The 16,502-nt window shown below is 66.6% G+C and carries 16 protein-coding genes; 10 read left to right on the top strand and 6 right to left on the bottom strand.

Annotated elements, in window-relative coordinates; translation table 11 throughout:
* Nucleotides 1-32 precede the first annotated feature (32 nt).
* Entirely contained in the window at nt 33-641 is a 609-nt protein-coding gene (locus PHA81_RS05165; RefSeq protein WP_005039910.1) for an MBL fold metallo-hydrolase, read from the bottom strand.
* Between the two features lie 94 nt (nt 642-735).
* On the opposite strand from PHA81_RS05165, the gene PHA81_RS05170 reads away from it, so the two are divergent.
* From PHA81_RS05170 to PHA81_RS05180, 3 genes are all read left to right on the top strand, one after another.
* Entirely contained in the window at nt 736-915 is a 180-nt protein-coding gene (locus PHA81_RS05170) for a DUF5786 family protein (RefSeq protein ID WP_005039907.1), read from the top strand.
* The gene (locus PHA81_RS05175) at nt 916-1,503 is read left to right on the top strand and encodes a DUF99 family protein (RefSeq protein ID WP_005039905.1); all 588 of its coding nucleotides are present in this window, start codon (nt 916-918) and stop codon (nt 1,501-1,503) included.
* A 383-nt stretch (nt 1,504-1,886) separates the two neighbouring features.
* Nucleotides 1,887-2,477 (top strand): uracil-DNA glycosylase family protein, encoded by a 591-nt coding sequence (locus tag PHA81_RS05180; RefSeq protein ID WP_005039903.1) that lies wholly within the window; start codon nt 1,887-1,889, stop codon nt 2,475-2,477.
* Nucleotides 2,478-2,486: 9 nt separating this feature from the next.
* Here PHA81_RS05180 and bioD read toward each other — a convergent pair whose 3' ends face one another.
* Genes bioD through bioB form a run of 4 tightly spaced genes read right to left on the bottom strand, consistent with a single transcriptional unit; the run spans nt 2,487 to nt 6,661 of the window.
* Nucleotides 2,487-3,173 (bottom strand): dethiobiotin synthase, encoded by a 687-nt coding sequence (bioD, locus tag PHA81_RS05185; RefSeq protein WP_273835639.1) that lies wholly within the window; start codon nt 3,171-3,173, stop codon nt 2,487-2,489.
* Nucleotides 3,166-4,437 carry an 8-amino-7-oxononanoate synthase gene (locus tag PHA81_RS05190; protein WP_005039896.1) on the bottom strand — a complete coding sequence of 424 codons (1,272 nt, stop codon included), beginning with the start codon at nt 4,435-4,437 and terminating at the stop codon, nt 3,166-3,168. Before PHA81_RS05190 ends, bioD begins: the two co-directional genes overlap by 8 nt.
* Nucleotides 4,437-5,552 carry a transcriptional regulator gene (locus PHA81_RS05195; protein ID WP_337958927.1) on the bottom strand — a complete coding sequence of 372 codons (1,116 nt, stop codon included), beginning with the start codon at nt 5,550-5,552 and terminating at the stop codon, nt 4,437-4,439. Before PHA81_RS05195 ends, PHA81_RS05190 begins: the two co-directional genes overlap by 1 nt.
* A gap of 2 nt (nt 5,553-5,554) precedes the next feature.
* Nucleotides 5,555-6,661 (bottom strand): biotin synthase BioB, encoded by a 1,107-nt coding sequence (gene bioB / locus PHA81_RS05200; RefSeq protein ID WP_005039890.1) that lies wholly within the window; start codon nt 6,659-6,661, stop codon nt 5,555-5,557.
* Between the two features lie 111 nt (nt 6,662-6,772).
* Between bioB and hisH the strand changes: the two genes are divergently transcribed.
* The 5 genes from hisH (at nt 6,773) to PHA81_RS05225 (ending at nt 11,597) form a co-directional block, all read left to right on the top strand.
* On the top strand, nt 6,773-7,483 hold the full coding sequence (hisH, locus tag PHA81_RS05205) for an imidazole glycerol phosphate synthase subunit HisH (protein ID WP_049909805.1): 711 nt from the start codon (nt 6,773-6,775) through the stop codon (nt 7,481-7,483).
* Between the two features lie 73 nt (nt 7,484-7,556).
* Entirely contained in the window at nt 7,557-8,501 is a 945-nt protein-coding gene (locus PHA81_RS05210; protein ID WP_005039885.1) for a cation diffusion facilitator family transporter, read from the top strand.
* 87 nt (nt 8,502-8,588) lie between these two features.
* Nucleotides 8,589-10,808 (top strand): ATP-dependent DNA helicase, encoded by a 2,220-nt coding sequence (locus tag PHA81_RS05215; RefSeq protein WP_005039883.1) that lies wholly within the window; start codon nt 8,589-8,591, stop codon nt 10,806-10,808.
* 157 nt (nt 10,809-10,965) lie between these two features.
* Nucleotides 10,966-11,379 carry a hypothetical protein gene (locus tag PHA81_RS05220; RefSeq protein ID WP_005039880.1) on the top strand — a complete coding sequence of 138 codons (414 nt, stop codon included), beginning with the start codon at nt 10,966-10,968 and terminating at the stop codon, nt 11,377-11,379.
* Nucleotides 11,376-11,597, top strand: coding sequence for a helix-turn-helix transcriptional regulator (locus tag PHA81_RS05225; protein ID WP_005039877.1), 222 nt, complete (start codon nt 11,376-11,378; stop codon nt 11,595-11,597). The genes PHA81_RS05220 and PHA81_RS05225 overlap by 4 nt, the downstream gene beginning before the upstream one ends.
* Before the next feature lie 20 nt (nt 11,598-11,617).
* On the opposite strand, the gene PHA81_RS05230 is transcribed toward PHA81_RS05225, so the two are convergent.
* Nucleotides 11,618-12,421, bottom strand: a complete 804-nt coding sequence (locus PHA81_RS05230) for a GIDE domain-containing protein (protein WP_005039875.1) — start codon at nt 12,419-12,421, stop codon at nt 11,618-11,620.
* A 111-nt stretch (nt 12,422-12,532) separates the two neighbouring features.
* On the opposite strand from PHA81_RS05230, the gene PHA81_RS05235 reads away from it, so the two are divergent.
* Nucleotides 12,533-12,955, top strand: coding sequence for a PPC domain-containing DNA-binding protein (locus tag PHA81_RS05235; protein ID WP_273835653.1), 423 nt, complete (start codon nt 12,533-12,535; stop codon nt 12,953-12,955).
* Nucleotides 12,955-16,476, top strand: coding sequence for a DNA polymerase II large subunit (locus tag PHA81_RS05240; protein WP_273835655.1), 3,522 nt, complete (start codon nt 12,955-12,957; stop codon nt 16,474-16,476). Before PHA81_RS05235 ends, PHA81_RS05240 begins: the two co-directional genes overlap by 1 nt.
* Nucleotides 16,477-16,502: the final 26 nt, after the last annotated feature.

Here is a 16,502-nt window from a genome sequence, read left to right on the forward strand (position 1 = left end):
ACTGCGGTTGCGGGATCTCGTCCGCGGTGCGATCACTCCGGATACTTCGGCTCGCGCCGTTCCGCCCGAGAGAGTGCGGTCTCGATCACGTCGCGCACGTCGCCGTGGAACTCGCCGCCGTGGCCGGCGTACATGTGCTCGACGCTCTCGGGGAGCCGATCCAGGATCCGCTCGATACTCTCGATGAGCTCCTCGCGGGACTGGCCCGCCATGTCCGTGCGTCCGAAGCTCCCGCCCTCGAACGCGCCGTCGTCGTGGACCACGACGTCGCCCGAGAGGATCGTCGATTCCGAGACGAACGCGACGTGGTCGTCGGCGTGGCCGGGTGTATGGATCACCGCGAACTCCTCGTCGCCGATCCCGACCACGTCGCCGTCGTCGAGCGCGCCCGTGCGCCGCGGGTGGTCGGCGTAGGCCAGGAGTTCGGGATCGAATTCATCGAGCACGGCATCGAGCGCGCCGACGTGATCGCCGTGCTGGTGGGTCAGGTACACGGCGTCGAGGTCGTCGACGTGCTCGGCGATCACGTCCACGACGCCGTCCATCGTCCCGGCGTCGATCAGCACAGTCCGCTCGCCGTCGACGAGATATGCGTTGCAGGTGAACGTCTCGGCACCCTCGGTGACGGTGATCGCGTCCATGATTCGTCCTTGGCTGCCGGCGGCTTGAGTGTGCTGGCAACGCTCTCATACACTTACAAATGTTTTTTCCGTGGGGATTCCCTTAGTGGTGTGTATGGGCTTTGGGAGCTACGATGAATCCGAGCAGGGGAACCAGGAGTACGACACCGACTACGAGGACGGGGACGGCGACCTCAAAACCGAAGAGAACGACCACACCGGCGAGGTGAGCTTCGAGTTCGGCGAGTCGAACGACAAACTCCTCGACCGACTCCAGGACATCAAAGAGGAGTAGATGAAGACCGGGGTTCGCGCCCTCGGCGTCGCCGAATCGTTCCGCCCCGACGCCGCACGGAGCACCCTCGCTGGCGCGGTGGTCCGAGCCGACCGCGTCGCTGACGGGTTCGTCTTCGGCTCGTGTACCGTGGGCGGCACCGACGCCACCGAGACCGTCGTCGCTCTCGCCGATCGCCTCGACCGCGCAGACGTCGCCTACCTGTTTTTCGCCGGCATCGCGCCCGCGTGGTACAATCTCCTCGCTCTCCAACCTCTCCACGCTGCCGTCGACCGTCCCGTGCTCTCGATCTCGTTCGAGACGAGCTCCGGCCTCGAATCCGCGCTCCACGAGGCGTTTTCGGGGGAGGCGCTCGAATCACGCCTCGACACCTACCGCGCCCAGCCGCCGCGTCGTCGACTGTCGGTGAACGACGAGACGGTGTTCGTCCGGAGTGTCGGTCTGGCAGACGAGGAGGCCGGCGATGTCGTCCGCGCGTTCACACCGGAAGGCGGCCGGCCCGAGCCGCTGCGGGTCGCCCGGCTGGCCGCCCGCGCTGCCGACGCGTGGCGGGCAATGGATGGGAGCGATTTCGACACGGCAAACTGATGTGGGTACCGTTCTCTGGGAGAGCGCTACCAGAACCGAACCCGATACAAGTGAGAACCGCAGGCCACACCCTCCCCAGCCGACTCCCTCACTCGCTTCGCTCACTCCGTTCGCTCTGCTCGTTCAGTCACCCACCGTCAGAGCAAAGCTCTGACGAGCCTGCACTCGCTTCGCTCGTGCAGACCTCGCACGCGAGTCGCGCCTTCGGCGTCTGCTCGCGGGCGATTCGCGCCCGCTCGCACGGCCTGCGGGACCGAAGGTCCCGCACTGCTCCCACGCGCCAACCGCATTCATCGTGGGCCTCTATCGTGACGATCGCCCGGAAGCCGGACGGTTAAGACGACCGCCGGCGAACCCGGCGTGTGAGCGACGATACGGGCCAGATGGACGGGCTGGCAGTGGTCGAGTGCGAGCGCTGCCCCGAACTCTGCGAGTCGCGCAGCCGGATCGTCAACGGAACGGGCCCCGACGACGCGGACCTGCTGTTCGTGGGCGAGGCACCGGGCGAACACGAGGACGACGGCGGCGAGCCGTTCGTCGGCCGGAGCGGAACCGTCCTCGACGACGCGCTCCGCGAACACGCCCTCGAACGCGAGGCCGTCCGGATCACCAACTGTGTCCGGTGTCGACCGCCGGAGAACCGCGACCCCCACAAAGGGGAGCTCGCGAACTGTCGGGGGTATCTCGAACGCGAGATCAGTCGTGTGAATCCCGAACTCGTGGTCACGCTCGGGAAAGTCCCCACCGAACACCTTCTCGAACGCGACGCCGCGGTCACGAAGGAGGCGGGCACCATCGAGGACGCGCGCCTCGACGGGACACCCCATCGCGTCCTGATCTGTGTCCACCCCGCGGCGACGCTGTACGATGCGAGCCAGCAGGAAACGTTCGAGTCGACGATCGCGACGGCCGCCGAGATCGCCGGCGTGACCGAGAACGACGGCAGCGGCCAGTCGCGTCTCGACGGGTTCTGACCCGGCCACTCACCGAGTCACGGGAAACACGTCCGCGGGGAGTCCCTCGCGAACCCCGCTGACGGCGTCTTTAGGGGTGGCGAGATCGAACGACGGCAGTGTGTGAACCGGCACGCCAGTCATGCATTCGAGTTCGGCCTGGTTCGTTCGCTCGGCGATCGTCTCGCCGGCGTACTCGTTCAGGACGACGGCGTGGGTCTCGACGCCGCGCGCCGCGAGCGCATCGACCGTGAGCGCAGTGTGATTCAGTGTTCCGAGACCCGACCGCGCGACCACCACTGCTCTGAGACCGAGATCGGCGACGAGATCGATCACCTCCCGACCGTCGGCGAGCGGCACTCGTACGCCCCCGACGCCTTCGAGAACCCCGACCTCGCTCGCGGCGAGCGCTCGCTCGCAGCCCTCGCGGATCGCAGCGTACGAAAGCTCCGCCCCCACTTGCTCGGCGGCAACGCGCGGCGCGAGTGGCGGTTCGAGTCGTTCGATGCAGATCGCGGCGTCGTCGGTCCCGCACGCTTCGGCGACGAACTCCGTATCGTCGTCCGGCGGATAGCCGGTCTGGACCGGCTTGACCGCGCGCGCAGCTACACCTTCTTCACGGAGCCAGCCGACGAGCCCGCTGGTCACGATCGTCTTCCCCACGCCCGTATCGGTCCCGACGACCGCGAATGTCTCCCTCGTGGACGTCTCACTCATCCAGGACTCCAGCGGCGTGCCCCGCCGCGCGGAACGCCGTCAGGCAGCGCTCGATCTCGGCATCGGTGTGGGTTGCCATCGGCGCGACGCGGATTCGACTGGTTCCCTCGGGCACCGTCGGCGGGCGGATCGCGGGCGCGACGATCCCGCGCTCGGCGAGTTCCTCCCCGAGTGCCACCGCTTCGCCCCGGTCACCGACGACCACCGGCAGGATCTGGGTCTCGCCGAGCACGCGATACCCCATCCCGTCGAGTCCGTCGCGGAGTCGTTCGACGACCGTCCAGAGCCGTTCGCGACGCTCATCCTCGCGGGCGATCGCGAGCGCCTCGCGCGCCGCGCCCGCCGCCGGTGGTGCGAGGCCGGTCGAGAACACGAACGAGCGCGCGGCGTTCGCGAGGTGTTCGATCAGCGCCTCGCTCCCGGCGACGTACCCGCCCTGGCTCGCGAGCGCCTTCGAGAGCGTCCCCATCTGAACCTGCACTCGGTCGCCGAGCCCCTCGCGCCCGACGATCCCCGCACCGTCGGCGTAGAGCCCAGTGGCGTGGGCCTCGTCGACCATCACCCACGCGCCGTGGCGCTCGGCGGCGTCACAGACCGCCGCGAGCGGGGCGACGTCACCGTCCATGCTGAACACCGAATCGGTCACCACCAGCCACGACTCGTCTTCCTCTGCCTGCTCGTCTCGCTCGGCCATCGCCGCGGCGAGCGCGTTGGCGTCGGCGTGATCGTAGATCACCGTCTCCGCACGCGCGAGCCGACAGCCGTCCACGATGCTCGCGTGGTTCAGCTCGTCGGAGAAGATCACGTCGGGCGCGAGCGCGGCGATCGTCCCCACGTTGGCGGCGTAGCCCGACGAGAAGACCAGCGCGCGCTCGGTCTCTTTGGTGGCGGCGATGTCGCGTTCGAGCGCGCGATGGATCGGTGTATCGCCGGTGACGAGTCGGCTCGCGCCAGCGCCAGTTCCCACTTTTCTGGCCGCGTTGGCAGCAGCGCGCTGCACACGCTCGTCGTCGGCCAGCCCGAGGTAGTTGTTCGACGCGAGGATCACCTGTTCGTCGCCCTCGAACTCCGGTGGATCGCCGCTCGGATCGGCGGCCACGCGACTCCGCGCCGCGACCCGCTCGGTCGGCGTGAGCTCTCGCCGCAAGCCACGCTGCTCGCGCGCGTCGAGGCGCTCTCGGAGGGCGAAACCGTGTCCCGAATCCTGGTGGTGGTCCTCGACGGTCTCCGTCCGGCTCGCGGCGCTCGCGTCCTGCTCGGCCATCAGAACCCTGGCATCAGGTCGGCGGGACCGAACACGCCGTACTCGCCCGCCCGGTTGCGCCGCACGCCCGCCTTCAGGTAGCCGAGCGCAGGGCCGTTGACGTTCGCCGCCATGCTGGTCTCGTCGCCGAGTTCGAAGGTGTTGGTCGCACGCTCGCCGTCGAACGTTTTGCCAGTCACGGAGACGGTCGTCGTCGTGGGTTTCTCGTCGTTTCGCACGTCGAGCACCCCGCCGACAGTCACGTTCTCGGCGTCACAGATTCCCGCGCGCTCCAGAAGGACGTCGTCGGCGTGTTCCATGTCCTCGAACTCGATCACGCCGTCGTGCTCGTCGACGATCGCCTCGATCTCGCCGTCCGAGAGGTCACGCGCGCTCTCGATGTCGTAGCCAGGCAGGTGGGCGATGTCCTCGCGGACTGTGCCACGATTGTCTTCGTAGCCCGATTTCAGTCCGACGCCCCAGTGAATGTCGACCGACTCGACCTCGACGAACGACTGGGCGGCGAGCGCCGCCGCACCAGTGAGAAAGCCAGGTGTCGCGCCCGCGCCGCAGACGAACGTGATCCCCGACTCCTCGAAGGTCTCGGCGCGCTCGTCGAGCAGTCCGATCACGCGCGAGCGCTTCAGTACGTCTACGAGTACGCCCTCGTAGCCCGCCGCGGCGAACTCCGAGGCAACTTCTGGGATGAAGTCGTGTTCGAGGTTCGGGAGCGCGATCAACACCGCGTCGATCGCGTCGCTCTCCGCGATGGTGTCCGCGATCGGCGTCTCGGTGGGGCGGGCCTGTGCCGACGCGACCACGCCCGCCTGGTCGCCGTGTTGCTTGACCGCCGCCGCGCCGCCATCCGTCTGCGGCTCGCGGCTCCCGTCGGTCGCCGCTCGCCCGTCCGCGGCCTCCCGCCGGTCGGCCGCGCTCGCAACGTTCCCTTCCGTCGCAGCGAGGAGTTCGTCGACGTCGAGGCCATCGTGATCGACCGCGATGCCGTGGCGGTCACACGCCGCCACGGGCTTCAGCCCCTGCTTGGCCTGGGATACTTCGAGCGCTCGTCGGCCGATACCACCTGTTCCGAGTACCGCGAATCTGATGTCGTCCATGTCTGTCTGTTCGTGTGCCATCGTCAGTCGTCGCTCGCGTTGCTCGTGGCCGTCCCCGCCGCGGTCTCCACCGGAGAATCGTCCCGTCCGCGAGCCTTCACGTCGGCGGGGTCGAACTCGTTCGCTTCCATGTTCGGCTCCAGTCCGGCGCGCTCGATCGTCTCGATGTCTTCGCCTGGCGACTGGCCAGCGGTCGTGAGATAGTCGCCCGTGAGCACGCCGTCCGCACCCGCCTCGAACGGGAGGTGCTGCTCGTCCTCTCTGAGGTTGACCTCGCGCCCACCGGTCAGTCGGACCCGCGCCTCGGGGTGGAGCAGCCGGTAAATCGCGATCGTCTCGATCAGCTCCGCCGTCGAGATGTCGGCGTGGTCGGCGTCGCCGAGCGGCGTCCCTTCGACGGGGTTCAGGACGTTCACCGGGAGTGAGGACACCCCGATCTCCTGCAACTCGATCGCGGCCTCGACTCGATCCGTGGACGTCTCGCCCATTCCGAGAATCACGCCGGCACACAGGTCCATCCCGGCCTCCTTGGCGACCCGGAGGGTGTGCAGCCGATCCTCGAAGTCGTGAGTATTCACGATCTCGTCGAAGTACCGGCGCGAGGTCTCGATGTTGTGGTTGTAGTGATTGAGTCCCTCTTCGACGAGGATCGCGGCCTCCTCCTCGGTGAGGAGGCCGAGCGAGGCGTCGACCTCCACCGCGGTCTCGTCGCGCACGAGCCGGATGGCCCGAATCACGTCGTCCCACTCCTCGGGGCGGCGTTCCTTCGAGACGCCCTTCTCCGCCACCACGATCCCGAAGCGCTGTGCGCCGTCGCGTTCGGCGCGGTTGGCGGCTTCGAGGACCTCCTCTGGGTCGAGGAAGCCGTAGGTGTCGATCCCGGTGTCGAAGTGGGTCGACTGCGCGCAGAAGCCACAGTCTTCGGCGCAGTCGCCCGCCTTCGCGTTCACGATCGAGCACGCGTCGACCGTGCCGTCGCCGAACTCCGCTCGAACGAAGTCGGCGGCGGCGGCGAGTTCGTCGACCGGCTGGGCGAGCAGCGCCACGCCGTCCGTCCGGTCGAGGCGCTCGCCGTCGAGAACACGCCCCACCGCGTCGTCGATCGTCGCGTTTCCAGTCTCGTAAACCACAAAGGGATCAACAGTTGACGGGATCATAGTCCTTGCGGGCGATGGTTGCAGCCGGTCGTCGACGCCGCCGCGACGGAAAGCGACTTAGCCCGTCCCTTGGTACGCGCCGACATGAGCGAAACGCAGACCCAGCGGACCACGGCGTCGGTGGTCGTGGTCGACTACGGCCTCGGCAACCTCCGGAGCGCGACCCGCGGCCTCGAACGCGCGGGGGCCGACGTGGAGATCACCGACGATCCAGACGCGTTCGCGGCCGCGGACGGGATCGTGCTGCCGGGCGTCGGCGCGTTTCGGGAAGGCGTCGAGAACGCCGGCCCCTATCGGGAGGCACTGCTCGACGCTGCCGACGCAGGGACGCCGGTGTTCGGCATCTGTCTCGGGATGCAGATGCTCCTCACCACGAGTGAGGAGGCCGAACGCGCGGGTGAAGGCGACGTCGAGGGGCTCGATCTGATCCCCGGCCGGAACGTCCGGTTCGAGGGCGATCTGAAAGTCCCCCACATGGGCTGGAACGAGCTCGCGATCGAGCGCGACCACCCGCTCGTCGAAGGGGTGGATAGCGTGGCGTCGAAGACGCCACGGACAGACGGAACCGCCGCCGGCGGTTCCGTCGATGGAGAGTACGCCTACTTCGTTCACTCCTACTACGCCGAGCCCGACGACGAGAGCGCGGTCGTCGCCCGCACGGAGTACGGCGTCGACTTCCCGTCGGTTGTGGCCAACGACTCGGGTACCGTGTTCGGCACGCAGTTCCACCCCGAGAAGAGCGGCGAGACCGGGCTGCAGATTTTGCGGAACTTCGTCGATCTCTGCGCCGAATAACGCGGCTGGCCAACGCGTCGCCCGTCTGTCCGTTGCGAAAGAACCTTTGTGCGATGCGCGTGCAGACCGTGCAATGGCAAGCAACAGGTCCGTCGTGATCGCTGCCCTGATCGCCAACGGCGCGATCGCGATCCTCAAGTTCGCCGGCTTTCTCCTCACCGGGAGCGCGGCGATGCTTTCCGAAACCTACCACTCGATCTCCGATACGGGCAATCAGATCTTCCTCCTCATCGGGATCCGGTACGGTGGCAAGGAGGCCAGCCGCGACCACCCCTTTGGCTACGGCAAGGCACAGTTCTTCTACAGTTTCCTCGTGAGCGTCCTCCTCTTCGGGATCGCGGGCTGGGAGAGCGCGAAACACGGCTACAACGCCATCGTGAACCCCCACGCCGCGGAGGTGGGGCAGGCGTCGCTCCCCGTGATCGGCTCGTTTCCCGGCGTCTGGGTCAACTACGTGGTGCTCATCGGCGCGATCCTCTTCGAGGGGTACGCGCTCAAGAAGGCCAACGACGAGATGACTCGCCAGATCGACGAACACGGCTGGAGCGGGTACCGCGAGGCGTTCAGGAAGACGAGCGACGTGACCACGCTGACGGCGCTGACCGAGGACACCATCGCCATGGCCGGTGCGGGAATCGCGCTGTTCGGGGTGTTCCTTTCGCGCACAACCGGCAATCCGCTCTACGACGCGGTGGCCGCGCTCCTGATCGGACTCATGCTGATGGGGTTTGCGATCGCGCTCGCGTGGGAGAACAAGCGCCTCCTGCTCGGCGAGAGTCTGCCGGCCGACGAGGAGCGCAAGCTCCGTGAACTGATTGTCGGCTGGGACGGCGTCGACGAAATCGTCGACTTTCGAACGGTGTACTTCGGCCCCGAACAGCTCCTCGTGACCGCTGACGTCGCGCTCGACGCGAACCTCGAAACCGAGGCCATCGACGACTCCATCACCGAGATCGAGAACGCCCTGATGGAGACCCAACCCCAGGTGCGGAAGGTCTATATCGAACCCGAGGTCTGATCGAGGACCGCGAACGCCGTTCGACCCGACCACTTCCGCCGCGCCACACGAACCCTTTTGTCCGAACGCGCCGGAAAACCGACTACTGTGGCCGCCGACTCGTCTCCCTCGCTGCGATTCTTCCCGTACGAGTCCCCCTACGAGAACCAGGACGCGGCGATCGAACGCATCCACGACGCGCTCGGCGACGAACGCGACGTCCTCTTCGAGGGGGCCTGCGGAACCGGCAAAACCCTCTCGGCGCTCGTGCCTGCCCTCGAATTCGCCCGCGAGCACGACAAGACGGTGGTCATCACCACCAACGTCCACCAGCAGATGCGCCAGTTCGTCGCCGACGCCCGCGCGATCAACGACCACGAACCCCTCAAGGCCGCGGTGTTCAAGGGCAAGGCCGCGATGTGTCACATCGACGTCGACTACGAGGAGTGCCAGGTGCTCCGGGACAGCACGAAAGAGCTCGTCGACGCCGAGGAAGATCTCGCGGAGCTCGAAGCCCGCGAGGACGACCTCCTCGCGGCGAGCCAGTCGGGCGACGGCGACGCCACCGAGGCGCGAAGCACGGTGATGGACGAACTGGAGCACGTCGAGAGCGAGGTCGACGATCTCCAGGGGGAGTCGATCTGCGAGCACTACTACAACAACCTCACCGCCGACACCGACGCCTTCTACGCGTGGCTCGGGAGTGACGTCCGCACTCCGGAGGAGATCTACGAGTACGCCGAGCAGGAGGATCTCTGTGGGTACGAACTCCTCAAGGAGGGGATGGAGGCGATGGATCTCGTGGTCTGTAACTACCACCACCTGCTCGATCCCGCGATCCGCGAACAGTTCTTCCGGTGGCTCGGCCGCGATCCCGAGGACGTCATCACCGTGTTCGACGAGGCCCACAACGTCGAGAGCGCGGCACGCGAACACGCTACTCGTACGCTGACCGAGACCACGCTCGATTCCGCGCTCGCCGAGCTTGACGACGCGGGCGATCCGCGAGCGGACCAGGCGAAAAACGTCGTCGAGGCGTTCCGGCGCGCGCTCGTCGCGACCTACGACGAGAAACTAGGCTTTGGCGGTGCGGAACGCGTCGGCGAGGACTGGGAGGACCTCGCGATCGCCAACTCCGAGGGCCGCGACGATCTCACGCTCGCCTTTCTCGACGCCTACACCGGCCAGGGGATCGAAAGCGACGTGGAGGCCGGACTCGCGCTCGGGGCGGCGCTCGACCGGGAGTACGACCGGGCGTACCGCAACGGCGAGACCCAGGTCCGAAAGGAGTGCCAGACACTCCAAACCCTGCGGTTCGTCGAGTCGTGGCTCGCCGACGGGAGTGAGCGCGCCGAGGGCGCGCGATCCTCGTCGGGCGAGCGAAGTCAGTCCGACGGTGCCTCTGGAGGGCGGCATCCCGTGGTGTCGGTGCGCGAGGGGCCCGATGGCGTCTACGGCCGTGCGGAATCGTTCGCGTCGATCCCGCGTGACGTGACCGAACCGCTCTTTTCGAGCCTCCACGCGAGCGTGCTGATGAGCGCGACGCTCCGTCCGTTCGGGGTCCTCGAAGACGTGCTCGGCCTCGACGACCCGGTAACGATGGCGTACGGGCTCACGTTTCCTGAAGCCAACCGCCGGACGTTCGCGGTCGATACGCCAGCGCTGTTCGCGAGCGAGCGCGACGATCCCGGGGTCCAGGAGTCGGTCGCCGGCACGGTGGATGACGCCATTCGCTTCACGCCTGGCAACACGCTCCTCTTTTTCCCGAGCTACGCCGAGGCCGAGCGGTATCACGATCGAATCGCTGCCGGAACCGCAGCGTCGACGTATCTCGACGAACCAGGCGAGTCGGTCGAATCGCTCCGCGAGCGGTTCGCGGCGGACGGCAACGGCGCGCTCTTTACCTCGCTGTGGGGCACGCTCACTGAGGGTGTGAGCTTCGACGGCGACGACGCCCATACGGTCCTCGTGGTCGGGGTGCCCTACCCGCATCTCGACGACCGACTCGAAGCGGTCGAGGACGCCTACGACGCCGCGTTCGAGGACAGCTCGGGCTGGGAGTATGCCGTCGAGATCCCCACGATCCGGAAGACGCGTCAGGCACTCGGCCGGGTGCTGCGCTCGCCCGAGGAGATCGGCGTCCGCGCACTGCTCGATGCGCGCTACACCCAGCGCGGCCACGAGGAGATGGGGAAGTACAGCGTGCGCGGGACGTTCCCGGACGAGGAGCGCGCCGAACTCGTCGACGTTGCCCCCGGGAAACTCAAATACGCGATGCTGAACTTCTACACCGATCACGACGCCTACGACGACCCGCCGACGCCCTAACGCAGCGAACTTCTCGCCACCTGTCGGTTCACCGAACCATCCTGCCTTTCGTTGATTTGTACCGTCCGTACCGTTCTTAGCGACAGCTTCATGCAGATATGTAAAGCACGCTTTACTGTATGGCGAGCTTTACGGAACTCCGCTTTACGCAACGACCATGACAGAGACACCACCGATCCAGAGGGGACAGCGGTACAATCGAATCGTCGTCGCGGTGTTCGCAGTGGGGGTTCTGAGTCTCTTCGTTGGCATGGCCCTCGACCGGCACGTCGTGGGGCTCGTCGTGTACTCGGCCACTGGCCTCTCCGGGGTCGCGGCACTGCTGTATCTGCGGTTCGCAAGCCCGGTCAGACTGGCGGACGAACGCCAGCAACGGCTTCACGAACGCGCCAGCGGCGCGCTCGTGACGCTGGTCGCGATGGTCGGCCTCCCGGTGGTGATCGGTCTGTACCTGTTCGATGCGACCAGGCACTACGCCATCTCGCCGTTCCTCTGGGGCGCTATCTCCGCATTCAGTGGGCTTTACCTGCTGTGGGGCAGTATCTACGCCATCCTCCGGTATCGCGGATGAAAAACGACCTCCGCCAGCGGCGGGAAACGGACGGGTCGAGCCAGGCCGATCTCGCGGCGGCGGTCGACGTCACCCGACAGACGATCAACGCCATCGAACGCGACCGGTACGACCCCTCGATCGAACTGGCGTTCAAGCTCGCCGCTCACTTCGATTGCCGAATTGAGGAGTTGTTCGAGCCGGAGTTGGATGGTGCGGGACGGAATCAGGAGGGGTGACACCCCCGGTATCCGACTGCTTACAACAACGGTGTCGTCTCGCTGACGACCACGCCGATACCGAGAAGGACCGCGATCGCGCCGCCGGCAAGCCAGAGTCGGTAGCTGGTGCTGAGTCGGTCGGTCAGCGCATCCTCGGCGAGGTCGGAAACGATGAACGTTCCGTCGTCGACCGGTGTCACGACCGCCTCGTCCGGATGGAGCGGTGTGGTCGCGCCCTCGGCGGCTCGTGCGTGGCCGAGCAGGTAGATCCCGTCGCCCGGGCCGAGCGCTTGCTCCGAGTAGCGACGGTCGCCGTGGGCCTTGCCGACGTCGACGACGTTGGTGATCGACCCGGACTGCTCGGGGAGATCGTGCTCGCGCTCGAACGTCTCGATATGCTCGGGCGGTTCGTCGTCCACACCGACGTTCTCGACGACGGGGAACTCCTCCCACTCTCGGATCACATCGTCGTCCCGATCTTCGATCGCTACTCGAACCTGATCGGTCCCATCGCTGAGCCGAAACGGCGTCGAGTCGATTCCCGAGCCAACCGTCCGCCAGTTGCTGCGGTCTCCGCTCTCGTTCCACTCCTCGACTTCCCATGCGGCGAGGACGGTGTCGTCCGCTCGTCCGATGGGAGAGACGAACCCATCTCCGTCCGCGGTTCCGTCGATCTCGCCCGTGAGTTCGACCGGTCCTTCGCTGTCGATGTGCCGGACGTCGGTCGTCGGTGTTTCGGTGATCAGACGGTGGTGTTTGCGCTTTCGCCAGCCCGTGAGACACGCCCCGAGTCCGACCACCGAGGCGAAGAGACCGACTCCGACGACGACGAGATCGACCATACGCAATCGAGATCACGACCGTGATACAATAGTTCCTCGGCTGGCTGATCGATCGTTGCCACGGCTCCTCCGAGGTCAAGGTTTTTGCCGCCGCCGCGCGACCGCATGGATATGGACTACCGGGAACTCGACGGGGGTCGCGAGTTCGTCGCTGGGCTGGATCACGGCGCGGACTGGCGCGCGGAGATCGAGGCGCTCGCTGCCGATGCTGGCGTCGATGCGGGCTTTTTCTTCGGGCTCGGCGCAGTGCAGGACGCCGAACTCTACTTCTACGACCAAGACGTGAAAGAGTACGACGCGATCGAGTTCGACGAACCGCTCGAAGTCGCGGCCTGCGTCGGTAACGTCTCGTGGCTCTCGGGTGATCGTTTCGCCCACACTCATGCAGTCTGCTCGCGCGAGGACGGCTCGACGATCGCGGGCCACCTGAACGCTGGAACGGTGTTCGCCGGCGAAATATACCTCCGGGAGTTCGACGCCCACCTCGAACGCGAGCACGACGAGACGACTGATCTCGATCTCTGGCCGTTTTGATGAACGCCGACGACGAACGCTACTTCGAACGGATCGAATCCCAGCTCGACGAGGCGTTCGCGGTCGCCGAGACCGCACGCGAGACGGGCGGCGATCCGACTCCCGAGATCGAGATCCCGGTGGCGAAGGACATGGCCGACCGCGTGGAGAACATCCTCGGGATCGAGGGCGTCGCCGATCGGGTGCGTGAACTCGAAGGCGAGATGAGCCGGGAGGAGGCCGCCCTCGAACTCGCCACGGACTTCGCTGAGGGCCGCGTCGGCGATTACGAGACCGACGCCGGCAAGATCGAGGGTGCGGTCCGGACCGCAGTCGCGCTCCTCACCGAGGGCGTGGTCGCCGCCCCGATCGAGGGTATCGATCGGGTCGAACTCGCCGCAAATCCCGACGGCTCGGAGTTCGTCCGGGTGTTCTACGCCGGACCGATCCGCTCGGCCGGTGGGACCGCTCAGGCGCTCTCTGTACTCGTCGCGGACTACACCCGCGCACTGCTCGGTCTCGCCGAATACGAGGCCCGTGAGGAGGAAGTCGAACGCTACGCCGAGGAGGTCGACCTCTACGGCTCCGAAACTGGCCTCCAGTACTCCCCGAAAGACGCCGAGACGAAGTTCATCGCCCGGAACTCGCCGGTGATGCTCGACGGCGAGGCCACCGGCCAGGAAGAGGTCTCGGGCTTTCGCGACCTCGAACGGGTGGGGACGAACAACCCACGCGGCGGGATGTGTCTCGTGCTCGCTGAAGGGATCGCCCAGAAGGCCCCGAAGATCGAGCGCTACACGACCGATCTCGACGAGGTGGACTGGCCGTGGCTCGACGACCTGATCGCCGGCACTGTCGGAAAGACCGACGACGGCGACGCCGACGCTACCGAAGACCCCGACGAAGTCGACGACGGCGACGAAACCGACGACGAACCGGAGTCGGCTGCCGACGAGGATTCAGAACCCGACGGTCCGCTCAGGCCCGAGCCCTCGACGAAGTTCCTCCGGGACCTGATCGCCGGCCGGCCGGTGTTCGGCCACCCGAGCGAGGCCGGCGGGTTCCGGCTGCGGTACGGCCGCGCGCGCAACCACGGCTTCGCGACCGCGGGCGTCCATCCGGCGACGATGCATCTCGTCGACGACTTCCTCGCGACCGGCACCCAGTTGAAGACCGAACGGCCAGGCAAGGCCGCCGGCGTCGTCCCCGTCGACTCGATCGAGGGGCCCACCGTCAGACTGGCGAACGGCGACGTCCGCCGGATCGACGACCCCGAGACCGCGCTCGAACTCAGAAACGGGGTCGAGGCCATCCTCGATCTCGGCGAGTACCTCGTCAACTACGGGGAGTTCGTCGAGAACAATCACCCGCTCGCACCCGCCTCCTACACCCACGACTGGTGGATCCAGGAGTTCGACGCGACCGACGCGAACGTCCAAGCGCTCGCGGACTCGACGCGGGTCGACCTCGAACACCCCTCCTCTGAAGAAGCGATCGAGTGGGCGATCGAGTTCGACGCCCCGCTCCACCCCGAGTACACCTACTGCTGGCACGACATCTCGGTCGAGCAGTTCACAACGCTCGCCGATGCGGTCGCGGCGGGAGAACTCGTCGACGGCGAGCTGGCGCTCGAACCCGCGCCCGAAGTCCGTGACGCGCTCGAAGACCTACTCGTTCCGCACAATCAGGCCGCCGACGCACTCCGCGTCGCCGAGTACCAGGCGCTCGTCCGATCCCTCGGATTCGACGAGAACTGTGATCGGACGTGGGACGCTCTCTCCGAGGGGGCGCGCGCGTGGTCGAACGCGATGAAGGCCGCCCGCGAGGTCGCACCGTTCGCGCTCCGCGAACGCGCCCCCACCCGGATCGGTGGCCGGATGGGGCGGCCGGAAAAATCCGAGCAGCGCGAACTCTCGCCCGCGGTCCACACCCTGTTTCCGATCGGCGAGGCCGGCGGCAACCAGCGCGACGTGAGCAAAGCGGCCGAGTACGTCCACGACGACGTCGGGGAGCGCGGTGTCGTCCCGGTGCAGGTCGGCCGGCGTGAGTGCGTCGACTGCGGCGAGCAGAGCTACGAGACCAGATGCCCCGACTGCGGCGGCGTCACCGAGCCGCGCTACGAGTGTCGCGACTGCGAGATCGCGGTCGAACCCGACGAGTCGGGGCGGGCCGAGTGCCCGCGCTGCGGCAGTGAGGCAACCCCGACCGAGTGGCGCACGGTCGACATCCGCGAGGAGTTCCACGACGCGCTCGACGCGGTCGGTGAGCGCGAGAGCGCCTTCGACATGGTGAAAGGCGTGAAGGGGTTGACCTCGAAGCTCAAAACGCCCGAACCGATGGAGAAGGGCGTCCTGCGCGCGAAACACGGCGTTTCGTCGTTCAAGGACGGCACAGTCAGGTACGACATGACCGACCTTCCGGTGACGAGCGTCCGTCCTGCCGAACTCGACGTCTCGGTCGATCAGTTCCGCGAGCTCGGCTACCACGAAGACATCGACGGCCAGCCGCTCCATCATGCCGACCAGCTGGTCGAACTCCGGGTTCAGGACGTCGTGCTCTCGAACGGTGCGGCCGAGCATCTCCTCCGAACGGCGGATTTCGTCGACGACCTCTTGGAGAAATACTACGGCCTCGATACTTTCTACGACTTCGACGATCGCGACGACCTCGTGGGCGAACTCGTTTTCGGGATGGCCCCCCACACCTCGGCGGCGGTCGTTGGGCGGGTCGTCGGCTTCACGAGCGCCGCCGTTGGCTACGCTCATCCGTACTTTCACGCCTCGAAGCGACGCAATTGTGACGGCGACGAGGATTGTGTCATGCTGTTGATGGACGGGCTGTTGAACTTCTCGAAGGAGTACCTGCCCGACAAGCGGGGTGGGCGGATGGACGCGCCGCTGGTGATGTCCTCACGGATCGATCCCGCCGAAATCGACGACGAGGCGCACAACATGGACGTGGTCGAGCGCTACCCCCGCGAGTTCTACGAGTCGACCCTCGAGATGGCGGATCCCGGAAGCGTCGACATCGAGATCGCCGAGGAAAGTATCGGCACCGACACGGAGTACACTGGCTTTCGCCACACCCACGACACCTCGAACCTCGCGCTCGGGCCGTCGCTGTCGGCGTACAAGACCCTGGGCGCGATGACCGAGAAGATGGACGCCCAGCTCGAACTCGCCAGAAAGCTCCGCGCCGTCGATGAGACCGACGTCGCCGAGCGCATCATCGAGTACCACTTCCTCCCCGACCTCATCGGCAATCTCAGAGCGTTCTCGCGCCAGGAGACCCGGTGTCTCGACTGCGGTACCAAGTACCGCCGGATGCCGCTCACGGGCGAGTGCCGGGAGTGCGGCGGCGGCGTGAACTTGACTGTCCACGAGGGATCGGTGAAGAAGTACATCGACACCGCCACTCGGGTCGCCGAAGAGTACGGTACTCGCGACTACACCAAACAGCGCCTCGAAGTGCTCGATCGAACCTTGGAGAGTGTTTTCGAAAATGATAAGAACAAGCAGAGCGGGATTGCCGATTTCATGTAAACGAACCTTTTTACTTCGGGGGTTCG

This window comes from Halococcus sp. PRR34 (assembly GCF_028617175.1).
GTDB lineage: Archaea > Halobacteriota > Halobacteria > Halobacteriales > Halococcaceae > Halococcus > Halococcus salifodinae.

Excerpts from the sequence above, each read along its gene's own strand:
- PHA81_RS05190 (WP_005039896.1), bottom strand. The coding sequence starts at position 4,437 with ATGGCCGAGCAGGACGCGAGCGCCGCGAGCCGGACGGAGACCGTCGAG.
- PHA81_RS05230 (WP_005039875.1), bottom strand. The coding sequence starts at position 12,421 with ATGGTCGATCTCGTCGTCGTCGGAGTCGGTCTCTTCGCCTCGGTGGTC.
- PHA81_RS05235 (WP_273835653.1), top strand. The coding sequence starts at position 12,533 with ATGGACTACCGGGAACTCGACGGGGGTCGCGAGTTCGTCGCTGGGCTG.
- PHA81_RS05165 (WP_005039910.1), bottom strand. The coding sequence starts at position 641 with ATGGACGCGATCACCGTCACCGAGGGTGCCGAGACGTTCACCTGCAAC.
- PHA81_RS05210 (WP_005039885.1), top strand. The coding sequence starts at position 7,557 with ATGGCAAGCAACAGGTCCGTCGTGATCGCTGCCCTGATCGCCAACGGC.
- bioD (WP_273835639.1), bottom strand. The coding sequence starts at position 3,173 with ATGAGTGAGACGTCCACGAGGGAGACATTCGCGGTCGTCGGGACCGAT.
- hisH (WP_049909805.1), top strand. The coding sequence starts at position 6,773 with ATGAGCGAAACGCAGACCCAGCGGACCACGGCGTCGGTGGTCGTGGTC.
- PHA81_RS05180 (WP_005039903.1), top strand. The coding sequence starts at position 1,887 with ATGGACGGGCTGGCAGTGGTCGAGTGCGAGCGCTGCCCCGAACTCTGC.
- PHA81_RS05240 (WP_273835655.1), top strand. The coding sequence starts at position 12,955 with ATGAACGCCGACGACGAACGCTACTTCGAACGGATCGAATCCCAGCTC.
- PHA81_RS05170 (WP_005039907.1), top strand. The coding sequence starts at position 736 with ATGGGCTTTGGGAGCTACGATGAATCCGAGCAGGGGAACCAGGAGTAC.
- PHA81_RS05225 (WP_005039877.1), top strand. The coding sequence starts at position 11,376 with ATGAAAAACGACCTCCGCCAGCGGCGGGAAACGGACGGGTCGAGCCAG.
- PHA81_RS05220 (WP_005039880.1), top strand. The coding sequence starts at position 10,966 with ATGACAGAGACACCACCGATCCAGAGGGGACAGCGGTACAATCGAATC.
- PHA81_RS05175 (WP_005039905.1), top strand. The coding sequence starts at position 916 with ATGAAGACCGGGGTTCGCGCCCTCGGCGTCGCCGAATCGTTCCGCCCC.
- PHA81_RS05195 (WP_337958927.1), bottom strand. The coding sequence starts at position 5,552 with ATGGCACACGAACAGACAGACATGGACGACATCAGATTCGCGGTACTC.